Source organism: Sphingobium sp. BYY-5, assembly GCF_022758885.1.
Taxonomy (GTDB): domain Bacteria; phylum Pseudomonadota; class Alphaproteobacteria; order Sphingomonadales; family Sphingomonadaceae; genus Sphingobium.
The window spans coordinates 2400238-2417517 of the sequence record NZ_JALEBH010000001.1 but is presented as its reverse complement, the minus strand read 5'-3'; the positions used below and the strand labels follow the sequence as shown (position 1 = coordinate 2417517).

Below are 17280 nucleotides of genomic sequence, written 5' to 3'. Positions count from 1 at the left end.
TTGGCGGGTTGGCGGTAAAGTCCATGGCGACAATCCCATGCGGATGCTTCGAGGAGAGCCGGTTTACGCTCCGCATGATGGGCAACGCTATTTGAGCGCTACATCTTGTCCGACCAAAGATACGCTTCATCCATATTTCATCCTGCCCCTTTCCCGAAATATGGGACGTGACAGACGGAAATCCGTTGTCCTTTCTGATAATTAGCCCTGTCTGACCACATCCATGCACGTCAGGCATGGATTAACTCCGACAGAATTGACATGGTCAGCGATATTGGTATGACCAGTTTGCCGCCCAATTTAAGCGGTGGCATATAATCTAATTGCCGTAGCGCGGAGAAATACCGCCAGAGGGCATTCGGGGAGGACAAGATGCGTTTTCGGTATACGCGAATCAATCAACTCGCCATCGCGCTGTTGGGGGGAAGCATGTTGAGTTCGGCACCAGTCTGGGCGCAGAGCGCGCCGGGCGATGCCGTGAGCCAGGCCGCTTCCGCATCCGCCGCCATCGACCAGAGCGTATCCGCGCAATCGGGGGATGAGGCGCTCGACAGCACCCCTTCCGATAACAACATCGTCGTTACCGGTTTCCGTCAGAGCTATGCCAACGCCATTGCGAGCAAGCGGGCGCAGATTTCCATCACCGACGGCATTTCCTCGGACGGTCTGGGGCGCTTCCCGGATCTGAACGTGGGCGAGGCGTTGCAGCGCGTGCCCGGCGTCCAGATCAATCGCGAAGCCGAAGGCCGCAACGCGACGATCAACCTGCGCGGCCTGCCCGGCGAATATGCGCGACTGACGCTGAACGGCGTGGCCTTCGCGGAGCCGATCCTGTCGGAAGCCGCACCGCTCGGCGCGTTCAACTCGGATATTTTCAGCGCGATCATTGTCGAGAAATCGCCGCTCGCCAACGCCCAGAGCGGCGGCCTTTCCGGCAATGTCGACCTGCAGATCGCTTCGGCATTGAGCCGCAAGGAAGGCGGCTTCGCCAAGGCGTCCTACGAATATAATGAACTGGGCGAGCGTGGCGCGCCGGGCGCGACGATCGGTTATAATCATCATTTCAGCGACGATTTCGCCGTCTTCGGCACCTTCGCCTACAAGCAGGAGAATTTCCGGCGCGATTCGATCCTGTTCAACAGCTACACCGCCATGTCGCCGGAACAGGCGCAGGCGAATGCCGCGCTGGTCGGCGGCTATTATGCGCCGTCCGCGGGCTGTCCTTCCTGCACCGGAACGCAATCCACCGCAGGCGTCCTCTATAATTCGCAGCTTCGGCAATATTCGCGCCTCAACAAGGGCAATCTCTATTCAGCAGCCGCCGGTGCGGAATATCGGATCAGCGACAGCGCCAAAATCGGCCTGACCGGATTCCTGACCGATCGCAAGCAGCCCAAGACGCTGCAATATATTATGGTCAATTCGCTGAACACGGCGAGCAGCATCACGGCCCTCAGCGCGCCGGTCAGTCTTTCGGACGGCCGCTATGTCGTCAACGACTTCGACTATGCCAACCCCACCGCCGTGTCGTCCACGCGCGAATATGGCCAGCATCAGAAGGCCTGGGGCATCAACGCCAATGGAGAATGGAAGAATGACGACTGGCGGGTAAACGCCATCGGCACCCTTTCGCAGGCGTCGAACAGCTCGATCGAAACGGAGGTCGATTTCGAGACGATGCAGGCGGCAGGCGGCAATGGCCTGACCGGCACGATGCGCACGGGCGGCGGCAATCTCAACAATTTCGCCTATACGATCAACCCCGTCCCGGCGACCAGCGCCGCCGGCATCAGCAGCGGCGTGTGGGGCGGCGTCGCCGATCCCACCTATTTCTACGATTCCGCCATTCCCGCCGCGCAGCGCAACCGGATGCAGTTCACCGGCACGCAAAGCTATGCGACCAACAAGCTGGCCGCCGCCCAGTTCGAAGTGGAGCGCACGCTGCACGGCTTCCTCACCGGCATCCAGGCCGGTATGCGCTATGAACATAACCAGTTCATTTCGCGGGGCTATCGCACCAGCGCCTATGGTTTGCAGGTTCAGAACCTGACCGGCGACGTCATGATGCAAAGCCCGACCTATGACGATTTCTTCGGCGGCAATGGCGGCACGCCCACCGGCAATTGGCAGGTCACCGACCTCAACAAATTCCTGTCGCAGGTGACGCCCATCACCGTCTATCCGGGCGGCGATCTTTCGCCCCTGGGCTATAATATCCGCTATAACGACAACAGCTATTCCCTCTATAATTTCACTAATGAGAACAATATCTTCGCTGCATATGGCCAGCTGAAATATGAGTTCGAACTGGGTGGAATCACCGTTCGCGGCAATGGCGGCCTGCGCTACGAGCGCACGAACAACATCATCAACGCGCTCAATCGGGTCTCGCTGACCAATTCGATCGGATCGCCCAGCGATTTCGTCAACACGACCTACAAACAGCATTATAACAAGCTGCTGCCGTCGTTCATCGCTGTGGCCGAGATTTCCGACAAGCTGCTGGTGCGCGCCGCGGCCTATCGCACTTACGTCCGGCCCCAGCCGCGCGCCTTCACGCCGGTCACGATCGTCAGCGCGCCGTCGAACGGCGTCTATTCGGTCACGCTCGGCAATCCGGACCTGAAGCCATATAACGCCACCTCGTTCGATATCTCGGCGGAATTCTACAACCGCCCGAACGGCATCATCTCGCTGGCGGGCTTCCAGAAGCGGATTACCGGCCTCATTTCGCAGATCACCGATCCGACCCAGCTCTGCCCGTCGGATGCCTCGGCGCTGGGCCTTGGCACGCTGACGGTCAATGGCGACCGTTGCGAAAGCAGCCTGACCTACACGCAGGGCGGCGTCACCCAGCCCTATCTGGTCTCCGCATCGGGCTTCATGAACCAGACCAACCCGATCACGGTCCGCGGCCTGGAGTTCAATATCCAGCAGACCCTGGATTTCCTGCCCGGCATCCTCAAGAATCTGGGCGGCGGTTTCAACTATGCCTATACGACGATCAGCGGCAAGACCGCGACCGGCGCGAAGGCGACCTTGCCGGGCGTGTCGAAGCATAATGCCAACCTCATCGGCTATTATGAAACGCCCGATTACGGGGTGCGGCTGGTCTATAATGTGCGCAGCAAATATGACCTGGCTTCGGCCGGCACCTTCACCGGCGCGGCGCGCCAGGTGCGGGCGCGCGGGCAGCTCGATGCCTCCGCTTCCTACAATATCACCAGCTTCCTCACCTTGTCGGTGGATGCCTATAATTTGACCAACGCGATCCGGTATGAATATGAAAATCAACCGGATCTGCCGCGTCGCTACGATTATGACGGTCGCACCTACAGCGTGACGCTGCGCGGCACCTTCTGACACGAAAGGACAGCGCCGGGGCCACTGCACGGGTTCCCGGCGTTGTCCGGCCTGATGCGAAAGGGCGCATCAGACCCCCAAAAAAGAGGAGCCGATAGTTGACGGGTCGCAAATATTGGCTGCTTGGCGCTGCCGCATTCGCCTTCATCCTGACCGACGCCGCCATCGCGCAGCGCGAATCCCTTGTCCATTATGTCGATCCGCATGTCGGGCTGGGCAATGATGATGAAGGCGACACGGTCGCCGGACCGGCGCGCCCCGCCGGCTCCATCCATCCCAGCCCGGAAATGCTGAGCGGCAGCAATGCCGGCTATGATCCCGCCGCCGATATCAGCGGTTTCGCTCAACTGCATACCCAGGGTTCGGGTGGACGGACCACCTACGGCACCTTCCTCCTGTCGCCCCAGACGGGCGATCCCGTGCTGGACGAAGCGTCCCACCTGTCGCCCAAAAGTGGCGAGGAAATGGGCGCCGACCGCTATGCCGTGACGCTCGACCGCTATGGCGTCCGCGCCGAAGTCACGCCCGGTCATCATGCCGCCATCTACCGCTTCGCCTATCCGGCGGGCAAGCAGGCGACGCTGGTCTTCGACATCACCCGCAAGATCGGCGGTGTGCTGGCGAGCGACGGGGCGGATGTGCGGCTGATCCCGGAACGGGGCCGCCTGATCGGCCGGGTGCGGAGCAAGGATTATTGGTCGCCCGCCAATGTCGACATCTGGTTTGTCGCGCAGATCGACCGGCCGCTGACCGCCTGGGGCGTGCGGGCCGGCGACAGGCTGCTGCCCGGCGCGGTCGATGCGCAGGTGCCCGCCGACACAAAGCTCAACGCCTGGTGGCAGTTCGACGGCAAGGGTCCGGTCGAGGTGAAGGTCGCCGTCTCCTTCACCAGCGCCGAACGCGCCGGCGAGCTGCTCGACGCGGAACTGGCGGGCAAGCATTTCGCCGATGTACAGGCCGATGCCCGCGCCGAATGGGACAGGGAGCTGAACCGCGCCACGATCGACGGGGTGGGCGACGCCGACAAGCGCCGCTATTATACCGCGCTCTACCATAGCGTGATCCAGCCGCGCGACCGAACGCTCGACCAGCCCGTCGCCGACCGGACGACGCCGCACTGGGACGATTATTACACGCTATGGGACACGTATCGTACGGCCTTCCCATTGATGTCCCTGCTCCGCCCCAGCGTCTATGCCGGCAACGTCGCATCGATCATAGCAACCTACCGTCGCTATGGCGCGGCCCACACCGCCTTCATCGCGGGGCGCAACTATCATGTCGGGCAGGGCGGCGACGAAGTCGACAATGTGCTGGGCGAAGGGCTGATCCGGCGCGTCCCCGGCGTGGACTGGAAGGCGGCGGCCGATGTCGCCATTCATAATGCGCTGGAAGAAAGACGGCCGCGCTACCTGATCGATGGCTGGTTCGGCGTGGGCGACAACAGCCCCGAAACCGATAATCCCCGCGCGCGGTCCGGCTCCTCGACGATCGGTTACGCGCTCAACGATTTCTACGCCGCCGGCCTTGCCGAAGCGGCCGGCCGGAAGGATCTGGCCGCGATGCTGCAACAGCGTTCCGGCAACTGGCGCCATGTCTGGGACAAGGATGTGCAGAGCGACGGCTTTGCCGGTTTCATCGCGCCGCGTTACCCGGATGGACGGTTCCAGCCGAACGATCCGAAGCTGGGCTGGGACGGCAAGACGTACAATAATGTCGGCTTCTATGAGGGGACGGGCTGGATCTATTCCTATGACATGCTGCACGACCTGCCGGGGATGATCGCGGCGATGGGCGGCCGGGACCGTTTCATCGAGCGGCTGGACCATGCGCTCAATACCGGGTTGATCGACATCACCAACGAACCCAGCTTCGCCACGCCATGGCTGTTCAGCGAAGTGGGGCGTCCCGACCTGGCCAGCTTCTGGGCGAACCGCATCTTCACCCGCTTCACCGCCAACGCCTATCCGGGTGATGAGGATAATGGGGCGATGAGTTCGCACTATGTCTTCAATCGCCTCGGTCTGTTCCCGAAACTGACGACCGACCATTTCTATCTGCACGCCCCGCATCAGCCCAGGGCCGTGCTCAATCTGGAAAACGGCCGGAGCTTCACTATAAAGGCGCCGAACTGGAAGCCGGGGCGCATCTACATCAGCGCCGCGCGGCTGAACGGGAAGCCGATCGACCGGGCGTTCCTGCGGCAGGAAGAGATTATGGCGGGCGGGACGCTGGAACTGCAACTGGCGTCGAAGCCGAACAAATGGGGGCAGGACGCACAATGACCGTTACACGATCGGGCCGGTTTGCCCGCACGCTGCTTCTGGCGATGATCGCTGCCCTGGCGGGCGCAGCACCTGCCGCCGCCCCGGCCACCGATCCCTTCGCCCCGCACGCCCGCAATCCGCTGCTGCCCGGCTATGCGGCCGACCCCTCGATCGTCCATTATCGCGGCGAATGGTTCATCTTCGTCACGATCGATCCATGGGGCGGCGAAAAGTTGGGCCTGTGGCGGTCGCGCAATTTCCGCGACTGGACTTTCTCCACGCCGAACTGGCCGACGAAGGCCGCCGCGCACAGCACGACGTCGGGTGGGGCCAATGTCTGGGCGCCTTCCGTCGTGCAGGGGCGCGACGGGCGTTTCTGGATGTATGTTTCGGTCGGCAACGAGATCTGGGTCGGCGTCGCCGATCATCCCGCCGGTCCCTGGCGCGACGCCAATGGCGGCAAGCCGCTGGTCCGGCGCGATTTCCGGCCCGGCTTTCACATGATCGACGCCGAAGCCTTCATCGACGATGACGGGCAGGCCTATCTTTACTGGGGATCGGGCCTCAACTGGGTCAACGGCCGCTGTTTCGCGGTCAAGCTGAAACCCGACATGACGAGCTTCGACGGCGAAGTCCATGACGTGACCCCACCGCATTATTTCGAAGGGCCGTTCATGGTGAAGCGCAACGGCCGCTACTTCCTGACCTCGTCATGGGGCAACACGACCAAGGATAATTATCAGGTCCGCTATGCCATTGGCGACACGCCCTTCGGCCCCTTCCGGGAACCGGAGGACAAGCCGTTGCTGGCGACCGATCAGGACCGGCAGATCATCAGCCCCGGCCATCACGCCGTCTTCCGCGTGGGGCAGGAGGATTTCATTCTCTATCATCGACAAGCCCTGCCTTTCCCGCGCGCGGGTGATGAGGTGTTGCGGCAGGTCGCCGTCGATCGCCTGCGCATCGCGGGCGATCGGTTGCTGCCGGTGATTCCGACCCATGAAGGACCGGATATAGCGGGCACGGCCAGCCACCGGACTGCCGGTCGCGCTGTGGCGTTGACCGCCTCGTCGGCGCGCGATCCCCTTCATGCCGCCTCCGCTGCGGGCGACGATAATTATGCGACCGGCTGGCAGGGCGATGCGACCGCCGAAACTTCCTGGTTGCAGGCGGACCTTGGCGCTGCGGGGCAAGTCGGCGAGAGCCACCTGCGCCCCGCCGATGTGATGCAGACGCTGCATTTCAGCGTCGAGGCGTCGGACGATGGGCGCGCATGGCAGCGCATCGGCGCACCGATCCAGGCGCAGGGATCGCCGATCAGCATTCCGGCGGCGGGCAGGGCGCGCTTTGTCCGGCTTCGCTTCGACGGCGCGCCCGGCATCCTCGAATGGACCTTTCCCTGAAAATACCGTCCTGCTCTATCGAATGAGCGGCGCGCCATAGCGGTCAGGCGCGCCGTCCAGACGCAATTCCATCCGGTCGAGCAGGAAGCCAGGGTCCATCGCATAGAGCCGGATGCGGTGTTTGCCCGCCGCCAGTTGCGGCAGGAACAGCGTCCGCCGGGCCGTGTTGCTCAGCACATTCGCCTTCCATTCGTCGCTGCGCCCATGCGTCTCGAAATCGAGCAGTTGCGGCGCTCCGTCATCGATGCGGATGGCGATGCGAAGCCGGTTGACGGAAGTGAGCGGATGGACGGGCAGGGCGACGACATGCAGGGTGGCGTCGCCCTTCGCCGCCAGATCGAAATCATAGGCCAGCGGCGCGGCACTCGTCATATCGTCATGGGACGGGATGGAAAGTTTCGTGCGGAGCGCCGCGCCATAGGCGCCAAGCCCCTCGATCCGTTCCCAGTCGGTGCCGCTTACCGGGGCATTTGCGGCCGGGAATGCGATGATATGGTCTATCTCGACCGGCGTCTCCGGCGGCACGGCCAGCAGAGTTCGGCCTTCGACGGCGATGCGCTTGCCGCCGCACGTCACCGTCCCGAACGAGGGGGCGGCGGCCTTTCCATCATAGGCGATCGTCACGCGCTGCTGATATCCGTTGGCGCTGTCCAGGCGGCCGCGTGACAGGGCGGACGTCACGCCCGCTTGCCCCGCCATCGTCCAATCGGTCGGTTCTCCCCAGCCGCGAATGGTGAGGGCATGGACAGCCGCCTTGCCTGGCACGAATGTCAGTTCCGATCCGTCCACGACGCAACCGGGCCGGGCCGTAAAGCTCGCATGGGGATAAGGCGGCTCGGCAAAGACCGGCAATGCCCGCGGCGCCATGTCCATGATGCCCCGCCATTTTCCACCGCCAAGCGTGTTATAGGCAGCGGTATCGACAACCATGCGGTTGTGCGCGGCCTTGGCCTCGTCCGCCAGCAGGTTCGCCGCCGGTTGACCCCGACGGCTGTAGAGGGCGGCAAGGTCGAGCTTCAAATTCCGCTCGTTCAGGCTGGCCGCGCCGCGAACCGGATAGAGGACCAGTTCGTAGAAGGCGTCGCGCCGGTCCGCAGGAATGCGCGCTGCCAGCGCCTCGGCACGGGCGCGCAAGGCGTCATAGCGATCGATGCGCTGCTGCGCCTCCGCCCCACCGGAACGGACATAGGCGCCGATCGAGATCGGGGTGATCGGCTCCACCTGGCTGAACCCCATGAATTCCGGGCGTCGTTCGAAGGCCAGGCCATAATAGTCGGTCATGATCCCGGCGATCTCATCCGCGACCGCCCTGTCGAACTGGGCACGCGCCCAGTTGGTGAGGTGGTCGCCCGCGCTGCCCTGCAACAGCCGGTGATCGAAGGCGAGGTCCAGGAAATATTGGGTGAGATATTCGCCGGGCTTGATGTCGCCGACGTTCAGCACCCAGATCTTGCGCGCGCCGGTCTCCCAAGCGCGCTCCATCTGCTCCCGTATCAGCGCGGGATGGGTCGTGGCGAGCCAGAGATAGTCATGCGGCCGGCCCCAATAGGAGATATGATAATAGACGCCCGCGCCGCCGCGCCGGGCGCGTTCGCTGGCTGTCGGCAACTGGTTGATATAGCCGTAATTATCTTCCGGCCATACCAGAGTGACATCGTCGGGGACGTTCAGTCCCAGCGAATAGAGGTCCAGCACTTCCTTGTAGAGCGTCAGCACCTGCGGGATTTTATCGACCGGCATGGCCGATGCCTGCGCCAGCAACTTCCGCTGCGCATCGATCGCCTGCTGCAATCCGCCCCGCGCCATTTCCGGCGAGGATGCGCCCTCCATTTCGGAATCATGCACGCCGCGCAGGCCGACCGTGTAGATATTCTCGAAATCCTTCACCGCCTTGGCCCGCGTCCCCCAATAGCGGAGCATCTCGTCGCGGTTGGAGAAGAAGTTGAAATGCCCCTGCGTCGCCTCGTCCCATTCGCGCACATTGTTGCGCATCATGGGTTCGGCGTGGGACGTGCCGACGACGATCGCATAGTCGCGCGCCATTTCGGCATTGCCCGGTATCTGGTAGAAAGGCTTGGTGCTTTCATGCATTGCGGGCCAGATCAGATTGGCCTTCAGCCGCCACATCAGCTCGAATATCCTGGCATAGGTCTTCGGCCCGATGTCGCCGGTCTCAGGCTCGAACGTCTTGGCCGCCCAGGGCTGTAATCCCCAATCCTCGTCGTTCAGGAAGATGCCGCGATATTGCACCGATGGCGATTGCGAGAGTTGCCTCTTGCCATCGACGACCAGCCGCTCCACCCGACGCGGCGTGACGTCCGCCCACCATTCCCAGGCGGAAACACCCATGTCGCGGCTCAGATCGACCACGCCCCAGATCGCGCCGCGCATGTCCGATCCCGCGATCAGCAGATATTGGCGCCCCGGCTGGCTGCGCGACGGGATGCCGACGCGCAGATAGCGTTCCCACTGCTGGTCCAGCCCGCCAAGGTCGACCCCGGTATCGCGCGCCACCGCTTCCATCAGGGCTGATCCGCGCTGCGCCACCACGACGCAGACGCGCGCGCAATCCTCCAGCTTCGTCGAGAGCGCCGGGGTGCGGCCGGTCACGGCGTTCAGATCGCGCGACAGCATCGTCGCGGCCAGGGTCAGGGATTGATCGCCATCATGCGCTATGCTGGCCACCTGACCGTTCCCGACCAATGTCACCGGCTGCGCCGATGCCGATGCAGCCAGCGCCATCGCGCTGGCGCCCATTGCCATGACCCCGAATGTCCGCACTATCATCGCCCCCTCCCAATCATGGCGAACCGCCGTTCGCCCGGCATTGCAAAGGTCAGCGACATCAAATCTGTCTGACCATTTGCGGACCGGTATGCCCATATTTTGCAATGATTTTAAGGAATTTTGCGACAATAAAGCGCGACTGGCAAGCGGCAATCGTAAAATTGGCCTGACAAAATAGCTAATGGATTTTCGCGACCCGGCGCCGGAAGGGCGGCAGGCCGCGATAATGTGCTTCTGCTTCTACACGTCCAGATTGGCGACGTTCAGCGCATTGTCCTGGATGAAGTCGCGTCGCGATTCGACCACGTCGCCCATCAACTGGGAGAAGACTTCGTCGGCGATGTCGGCCTGTTCGACCTCGACCCGCAGCATCGAGCGATTGTCCGGATCGAGAGTGGTTTCCCACAGCTGCTCGGCATTCATCTCGCCCAGCCCTTTGTAGCGCTGGATCGACAAGCCCTTGCGCCCGGCCGTCAGGATGGCGTCGAGCAGTTCGCTGGGCGACGTCACCATCGCGCCCTTGGCCGGGGCGGCGGGCAGGTCGTCCTCGCCCGCTTCCTCGGCGGCTTGCGCTGCCTTGACCGTCACCAGGCGACCCGCGCTCCGATAGCTCGCCGCTTCTTCGCTGGCGATGCTATGCAGCTTGCGCGCTTCGGCCGACCCGATGAAGCCGCCCTCGACCACATGATGGTCGGTGACGCCACGCCACAGCCGCTCGAAATGAAAGCCGCCTTCTTCGGCGATGCGGCCCGACCAGCGGCCCTCCACATCAAGCGCATCCATCCAGGCGACCGTCGCGGCCAGGCGCTGGGCTTGCGCATCGCTCGACAGTTCCGGATCGAGCGCGCCGTTGAGGCTCAGCGCCTCGATGATCGCGGGATTGTAGCGGCGCGGCACATAGCGCATCACCGCGCGCATCCGCCGGCCATGTTCGATCAGCCCGCGCAGGTCGTCGCCACTGCGCGCGCCACCGCTGGTTTCCAGCACCATCGAATCGACGCCATTGTCGACCAGATACTGCTCCAGCGCCGCCTCATTCTTGAGATAGACCTCGGACCGGCCGCGCGTCGCCTTGTAGAGCGGCGGCTGGGCGATGTAGAGATGCCCCGCATCGATGATCTGCGGCATCTGGCGATAGAAGAAGGTCAGCAGCAGCGTGCGGATATGCGCGCCGTCGACGTCGGCGTCGGTCATGATGACGATCTTGTGGTAGCGCAGCTTTTCCAGGTTGAAATCGTCGCGGATGCCGGTGCCCATCGCCTGGATCAGCGTGCCGACTTCCTTGGACGACAGCATCCGGTCGAACCGCGCGCGTTCCACGTTCAGGATCTTGCCCTTGAGCGGCAGGATCGCCTGATTGTGGCGATTGCGGCCCTGTTTGGCGGAACCGCCGGCCGAATCGCCCTCGACCAAGAAGAGTTCGGACTTGGCGGGATCGCGTTCCTGGCAGTCGGCGAGCTTGCCGGGCAGGCTGGCGATGTCCATCGCGCCCTTGCGCCGGGTCAGTTCGCGGGCCTTCTTCGCGGCTTCACGCGCGGCGGCGGCGTCGATCACCTTCTGCACGATCATCTTGCCGTGCGCGGGGTTCTCCTCCAGCCATTCGGCCATCTTGTCGGCCATCAGGCTTTCGAGCGGCTGGCGCACCTCGGAACTGACCAGCTTGTCCTTGGTCTGCGACGAGAATTTGGGGTCGGGCAGCTTGACCGAGACGATCGCGGTCAGCCCTTCGCGCATATCCTCACCGGTGAGGGAGACCTTCTCCTTCTTCAGCGCGCCGGATTTTTCCGCATAATTGTTGAGCGTGCGGGTCAGCGCCGCGCGGAAGGCGGCGAGGTGCGTGCCGCCGTCGCGCTGCGGGATGTTGTTGGTGAAGCAGAGGACATTCTCATAATAAGAGTCGTTCCACTCCAACGCGACGTCGATGGTGACGTCCTCGCGGGTGCCGGAGATCGCGATCGGATCGGGCATCAGCGCATTCTTGTTGCGGTCGAGATACTTCACGAAAGCCGCGATGCCGCCTTCGTAGAACAACTCGACTTCCTTCTTCTCCTCATGCCGCGCGTCGACCAGGAACAGGCGCACGCCGCTGTTGAGGAAAGCGAGTTCGCGATAGCGATGTTCCAGCTTCTCGAAATCAAACTCGGTGTGGTTTTTGAAGGTCGCGCCGTCGCCGGGCGCCTTTTCAAGCGAAGCGAGGAAGGTAACGCGCGTGCCCTTCTTGGGAGTCCCGTCTTCCTTGATGGGCGCCTTGCCGATGACCTTGAGCGGCGCGGTCGCGTCGCCATAGGCGAAGCGCATATAATGCTCCTCGCCCTCGCGCCAGATATTGAGGTCCAGCCATTCGGACAGGGCGTTCACCACCGATACGCCCACGCCGTGCAGGCCGCCCGACACTTTATAGGCATTGTCGTCGGACGTGTTTTCGAACTTCCCGCCCGCGTGAAGCTGGGTCATGATGACCTCGGCCGCCGACACGCCTTCTTCCTTGTGGATGCCGGTCGGAATGCCGCGGCCATTATCCTCCACGCTGACCGACCCGTCGGGGTTCAGCGTGATGACGATCCTGTCGCAATGGCCGGCCAGCGCCTCGTCGATCGCATTGTCCGAAACCTCGAACACCATATGGTGCAGGCCGCTGCCATCGTCGGTATCGCCGATATACATGCCGGGCCGTTTGCGCACGGCGTCCAGCCCTTTCAGCACCTTGATGCTGTCGGCGCCATATTCATTGCTGTTGGGGGAGTTGACGGGTTCTTCGCTCATGTACGAGCATATAGGGAAAGGCGCACTGAAACTAAAGCGAAACATGGCGTCTTCCGCTGGAGGCCAGCCCGGTCTATCACGCTTTCCATGCGTGCCGTCCTTGTCCTTATGCTGCTGCCCCTGGCTTGGCTTCCGGCCTGCTCGAAAAGCAATGACGTGCTGGAGGAACTGCCCAACAGTTCGCTCGCCGGCGCCCCGCGCGAAGCGGTGTCGGAAACGCGGCTGGAGTCCGGGCTGGCGCGGTCGGTGACGATCGGCGAGGACGGACCGCGGCTCGACGCCTGCGGCGGGATGGGGCAGGTGACGCGGCCGGGCGCCAAGGGATTGCCGGTACGCGCGGCCCCCTTCGCCGAAGCGAAGGAGGTCGCCACGCTGGCGGAAGGCGACCGGGCCTATATCTGCACCCGCAGCATCGACCAGAAATGGCTGGGCGTGGTGGTGCGGCCTGCGCCGGCCGCCAATGAAGCCCAAGCCACGGATTGCGGCGTATCGTCCCCCGTGGACCGCAAGCAGCCCTATGACGGCCCTTGCGTCAGCGGTTGGGTCGCCAGCGCCTATATGCGCCTGATCGCGGGTTAGGCGCCGCCCAGAAAATCGATCTTGCCCAGAGGAACGCCGGCCTGCCGCAGCAGCGCATAGGCGGTGACAAGGTGAAAATAGAAATTGGGCTGCGAGAAGACCAGCACATGGCTGCGGCCGGTGAAGGGAATCTCGCCATTGGGCAGCTTTAGCGGCACAGGTGTTTCCTCCCGTCCGTCGATCCGTTCGCGCGGCACGGATTCCAGCAGGGCGATGGTCCTGGCGATGCGCGCCTGCAACTCCTCGAAGCTCTGCTCGGTATCCGGCATCGCCACCGGTTCCAGTTCGCCCAGTCGCGTAACCGTTCCCTTGGCGGTGTCGCAGGCATATTGCACCTGGGCGGTCAGCGGCTTCATGTCCTCGATCAACTGCGCACTGGCCAGGGATTGCGCATCGATGCCCTTTTCGGCAGCGAAAGCCGCGCCCTTTTCCAGCAGGGCGGACAGGTTTTTGAGGCCACGGATGAAAACGGGCACGGTCAGGTCGTAAAGTTCGGTCGCCACGCGGCGTTCCTCCTCATTCGATGCCGGTGAACACCAGCTTCTGTACGCGGCGGCCGGTATTCACCTCGGTCGCATAGATATTACCGTCGCTGTCGGTATCAATGCTGTGCAGCCAGGTAAATTGGCCTGCCTGCCGCCCGACCCGGCCGATCGCGCCCAATACCTCATGCGTCCTGCGTTCGAGAATCCAGATGCGGCTGTTCATCATGTCCGCGACATAGAGATAGGTCTGTGCCGGATCGGGCGAAAAGGCGATGTCGGTGACGCTGTGGGTGCCGCCCGTCTCCGGCGCGATCGCCAGGTCGCGCACGAAGGTCAGGCCGCCATCCTTCTCCCGCCTGAAAAGCTGCGCGCGATTATTGTTACGGTCGCAGACATAGACATGGCCGTCCTTCGTGGGGACCACGCAATGGACGATATCGGCGAATATCTCCGATTTCGGGTTGGCCACTTTGCTTGGGTCGACCGCATGGCTCTGGTCGAAATCGCCTTCGCGGACCGGGGCGATGGGTGGCTTGCCATAGGCGCCCCAGCGGCCTTTATAGCCGTTGCTCTTCGCATCGAAGCCGATGACGCGGCGGTTGGCATAGCCGTCGGAAATGAGCACCATGCCGTCCGAATGATTGACGTCGGACGGGTTGCCGAGCTGGTCGGTCGCGTCATTGCCGCCGGTCTTGTCGCGCCGGCCGAAGCTGCGGAGATAACGGCCCTCCGCGCTATAGTTCATGACGACATGATCGCCCTTGCCATTGCCGCCGAACCAGACGCTGCCCTCCTTGTCGACGAAGATGCCGTGCAGGCTGGTGGGCCACTGGTTGACCCCATCGATCGTGGGCGCGCTCGCCACGCCGCCCCATCCGCCAAGATAGCGCCCTGCCTTGCTGAAACGCACCACCGGCGGCGCGGGCTTGCAGCAGACGGCGATCGGCGGGCTCTGCGCCAGACCGGTGTCGGTGACGGTTAGCGAATGGGGGCGATGCACCACCCAGACCGAATCGTCCGGCCCGACCGCCACGCCGCTCACCTGACCCAGCAGCAGGTCGCCGGGCATCGCCGGCCAGGCGGCGTCGACCTTGAAGCGGGGCATCTTCGTGCCGACAGGGGCAATCCGTTCGAAGGCGAGCGGGGCGAGGGCCTGGTCTTGCGGTTCAGCAGCGGCGGTCAGGGGGAGGAGAAGGGCAGCGGCGAGGAAGGGGCGCATGGGGCAAGGCTCCTTGACCGGGAAGGGGTGGCGGGATCATGCCCGATTGGCTGTTCCGGTCAATGGCTATGCAACGCATTTTCGGGAGGAAAAAGGACCGGCCGGCTGGTCTTCGGCGCCGGCCGGTCAGGGGGCCTCGTTGTCAGGCGGGCGGGCAGGCGCGCGCCGGTCGCCCGGTGTCGGCGATGCGGAAGAAGGGCAGGGCATGATGGACGATCCAGCCGATGGTCGCGGCGTAAAGAATGGTGCCGACGCCCACCGTGCCGCCCAGTGTCCAGCCTATCGCCAGCACGCCGATCTCGATTCCGGTGCGCACCCATTTGACCGGCCAGCCGGTGCGGCGGCAGAGACCAGTCATCAACCCGTCGCGCGGTCCCGGGCCCAGGCCGGCGCCGATATAGGCGCCGCCGGCAATGCCGTTGAGGACGATCCCGGCGATCAGCCACGTTGCGCGCATCATATAACCTTCCGGCGTCGGCAGGATCATCAGCGACAGATCCACAGCTGTCCCGATCACCAGGATATTGGCCATCGTCCCGATGCCCGGCCGTTGCCGCAATGGCCACCAAAGCAGCAATATGATCGCGCCGAGCAAATTGACCGTCATGCCGAAGCTGAGGCCAAGCCGCGGCGCCAGCCCCTGATGCAGCACATCCCAGGGATCGAGTCCCAGATTGGCGCGCAGCAGCAGCGCCATGGCAAAACCATAGAGGCATAGACCCCAGAAAAGCTGGAAAAGGCGGCGGTGCATCATCATAGCCAGGCTTATTCCGGAAGATTGGCCTTTTCAAAAACAGCCAATTCATCTTAAATGGCCTTGATTTATGACCATGATGGGATGATTCTCATGTCCACTTCGCTGCTTCGTCCGCCGTCCCTCCTCCGCCTGCTGGGCGCCTGGCGTGCGCAGGACAGTGCTGAGCCGGCCTATCGCCAGCTCGCGCAGGCGTTGCGGATGCTGGTGATGGACGGGCGTGTGGGCCTTAATGTCCGCCTGCCGGGCGAACGCGAGCTGGCCGCTGCACTGGGCCTTTCCCGGACCACCGTTGCCGCCGCTTTCGACCGGTTGCGTGACGAAGGCTTCCTTGAAAGCCGGCAGGGGTCGGGCAGCGTCACGCGCCTGCCCCCCGGCCGGGTCGAAACCCCGCCGGGAGAGATCGACACCACGCAGGGCGGCAATCTGCTCAACTGGACCCATGCCGCGCTGCCCGCCGCGCCCGGTGTCGGCCGCGCCTATCAGGCGGCGGTGGAGGCATTGCCTGCCTATCTGGGCGATCTTGGCTATGATCCGCTCGGCCTGACGGTGCTGCGCCGGGCGATCGCGGCCCATTATGAGCGGCGCGGCTGCCCGACCTCACCCGACCAGATCATGGTGACGAACGGCGCGCAGCAGGGATTTTCGCTGCTCCTCAAATGGCTGGCCGGGCCGGGCGACCGGGTGGTGATCGACCATCCGACCTATCATAATGCGATCCAGGCGCTGCAGCGCGCCCATGTCGTGCCCGTGCCGGTCGGCCTGCCCGCGCAGGGCTGGGACATTGATGCCATGGAGGCGGCCTTCCGCCAGACATCCCCGCGCTTCGCCTATGTCATCGCCGATTTCCACAACCCGACCGGGCGCAGCATGGACCCGGCCACGCGGCGCGCCCTGGTGACAGCGGCGGCGCGCAGCCATACGCCGCTGATCGTCGACGAAACCATGGTGGCGATGGGCCTCGACTTCGCGCCGCCGCCGCCGGTTGCGATGCACGACCCGTCCGGGCGGCAGGTCATCACTTTGGGATCGGCCAGCAAGATCTTCTGGGGCGGTTTACGCGTTGGCTGGATACGCGCCGACCCGCAGACGGTCGCGGCTCTCGGCCGCCTGCGTACGACGATGGATATGGCCAGCCCCGTGGTTGAGCAGATCGCTGTCGCCCAACTGGTCGACGCCGATGTCGGCCTTGGCGCGCGGGCGGAGATATTGCGCGCGCGGCGCGACCATCTGCTGGCGCTGATCGCGCGGCATTTGCCCCATTGGCGGGTGGAATCGCCGGCCGGGGGCCTGTCGCTCTGGGCCGAACTGCCGCGCGCGGAGGCGACTGCGCTTGCGGCGCTGGCCGAAAGTCTGGGTGTCCGCATCGCCGCCGGCCCGCGTTTCGGCGTCGGCGGCGCGTTCGAGCGCTTCCTGCGTCTGCCCTTCACTCTGGATGAAGCGCAACTGGAGGCGGGCGTCGAGCGGTTGGTGGAAGCCGACGCCCGGCTTCATGCGCGGATGCCCAAGCTGCGCGATTCGCTGGCTATGGCGCTGGAGGCGGATCGGCTGATTTGAATCTTTGGCAAAATGCGCGGAAGAGCGCATTTTGAGACCGCACCGGCCCTCACCCCCACCCGGCCACCCAACGGCAGTATCATATGGGTGGCCGGGTGGGGGT

10 protein-coding genes are annotated in these 17280 nt (G+C 63.8%); 5 read left to right on the top strand and 5 right to left on the bottom strand.

All coding sequences use genetic code 11. From position 1 onward, the window contains the following. The first annotated feature begins 372 nt into the window (after positions 1 to 372). From MOK15_RS11585 to MOK15_RS11575, 3 genes are all read left to right on the top strand, one after another. A complete protein-coding gene (locus tag MOK15_RS11585; protein ID WP_242931747.1) occupies positions 373 to 3363 on the top strand; it encodes a TonB-dependent receptor in 2991 nt (996 codons plus the stop codon). A 98-nt stretch (positions 3364 to 3461) separates the two neighbouring features. Then, the gene (locus MOK15_RS11580; RefSeq protein WP_242931746.1) at positions 3462 to 5648 is read left to right on the top strand and encodes a GH92 family glycosyl hydrolase; all 2187 of its coding nucleotides are present in this window, start codon (positions 3462 to 3464) and stop codon (positions 5646 to 5648) included. Then, complete coding sequence (locus MOK15_RS11575) at positions 5645 to 7033, top strand: family 43 glycosylhydrolase (protein ID WP_242931745.1); 1389 nt, start codon at positions 5645 to 5647, stop codon at positions 7031 to 7033. The genes MOK15_RS11580 and MOK15_RS11575 overlap by 4 nt, the downstream gene beginning before the upstream one ends. Before the next feature lie 15 nt (positions 7034 to 7048). On the opposite strand, the gene MOK15_RS11570 is transcribed toward MOK15_RS11575, so the two are convergent. Next, positions 7049 to 9820: a glycosyl hydrolase 115 family protein gene (locus MOK15_RS11570; RefSeq protein ID WP_242931744.1), complete on the bottom strand. Its 2772-nt coding sequence runs from the start codon at positions 9818 to 9820 to the stop codon at positions 7049 to 7051. A gap of 240 nt (positions 9821 to 10060) precedes the next feature. After that, positions 10061 to 12583 carry a DNA topoisomerase (ATP-hydrolyzing) subunit B gene (gyrB, locus tag MOK15_RS11565; RefSeq protein ID WP_242931743.1) on the bottom strand — a complete coding sequence of 841 codons (2523 nt, stop codon included), beginning with the start codon at positions 12581 to 12583 and terminating at the stop codon, positions 10061 to 10063. An 87-nt stretch (positions 12584 to 12670) separates the two neighbouring features. Here gyrB and MOK15_RS11560 point away from each other — a divergent pair, with 87 nt between their 5' ends. Further along, a complete protein-coding gene (locus MOK15_RS11560; RefSeq protein WP_242931742.1) occupies positions 12671 to 13162 on the top strand; it encodes a hypothetical protein in 492 nt (163 codons plus the stop codon). On the opposite strand, the gene MOK15_RS11555 is transcribed toward MOK15_RS11560, so the two are convergent. From MOK15_RS11555 to MOK15_RS11545, 3 genes are all read right to left on the bottom strand, one after another. After that, positions 13159 to 13665, bottom strand: a complete 507-nt coding sequence (locus MOK15_RS11555) for a DUF1993 domain-containing protein (RefSeq protein ID WP_242931741.1) — start codon at positions 13663 to 13665, stop codon at positions 13159 to 13161. The genes MOK15_RS11560 and MOK15_RS11555 overlap by 4 nt on opposite strands. A 13-nt stretch (positions 13666 to 13678) precedes the next feature. Continuing rightward, positions 13679 to 14866: a hypothetical protein gene (locus MOK15_RS11550; RefSeq protein WP_242931740.1), complete on the bottom strand. Its 1188-nt coding sequence runs from the start codon at positions 14864 to 14866 to the stop codon at positions 13679 to 13681. Between the two features lie 142 nt (positions 14867 to 15008). Continuing rightward, entirely contained in the window at positions 15009 to 15623 is a 615-nt protein-coding gene (locus MOK15_RS11545; protein ID WP_242931739.1) for a hypothetical protein, read from the bottom strand. Between the two features lie 90 nt (positions 15624 to 15713). On the opposite strand from MOK15_RS11545, the gene MOK15_RS11540 reads away from it, so the two are divergent. After that, the gene (locus tag MOK15_RS11540) at positions 15714 to 17177 is read left to right on the top strand and encodes a PLP-dependent aminotransferase family protein (RefSeq protein WP_242931738.1); all 1464 of its coding nucleotides are present in this window, start codon (positions 15714 to 15716) and stop codon (positions 17175 to 17177) included. Positions 17178 to 17280: the final 103 nt, after the last annotated feature.

Bases quoted from the DNA above. Each gene is read 5' to 3' on its own strand.
- MOK15_RS11570 (WP_242931744.1), bottom strand. From the start codon at position 9,820: ATGATAGTGCGGACATTCGGGGTCATGGCAATGGGCGCCAGCGCGATG.
- MOK15_RS11540 (WP_242931738.1), top strand. From the start codon at position 15,714: ATGTCCACTTCGCTGCTTCGTCCGCCGTCCCTCCTCCGCCTGCTGGGC.
- MOK15_RS11550 (WP_242931740.1), bottom strand. From the start codon at position 14,866: ATGCGCCCCTTCCTCGCCGCTGCCCTTCTCCTCCCCCTGACCGCCGCT.
- MOK15_RS11560 (WP_242931742.1), top strand. From the start codon at position 12,671: ATGCGTGCCGTCCTTGTCCTTATGCTGCTGCCCCTGGCTTGGCTTCCG.
- MOK15_RS11545 (WP_242931739.1), bottom strand. From the start codon at position 15,623: ATGATGATGCACCGCCGCCTTTTCCAGCTTTTCTGGGGTCTATGCCTC.
- MOK15_RS11585 (WP_242931747.1), top strand. From the start codon at position 373: ATGCGTTTTCGGTATACGCGAATCAATCAACTCGCCATCGCGCTGTTG.
- MOK15_RS11575 (WP_242931745.1), top strand. From the start codon at position 5,645: ATGACCGTTACACGATCGGGCCGGTTTGCCCGCACGCTGCTTCTGGCG.
- gyrB (WP_242931743.1), bottom strand. From the start codon at position 12,583: ATGAGCGAAGAACCCGTCAACTCCCCCAACAGCAATGAATATGGCGCC.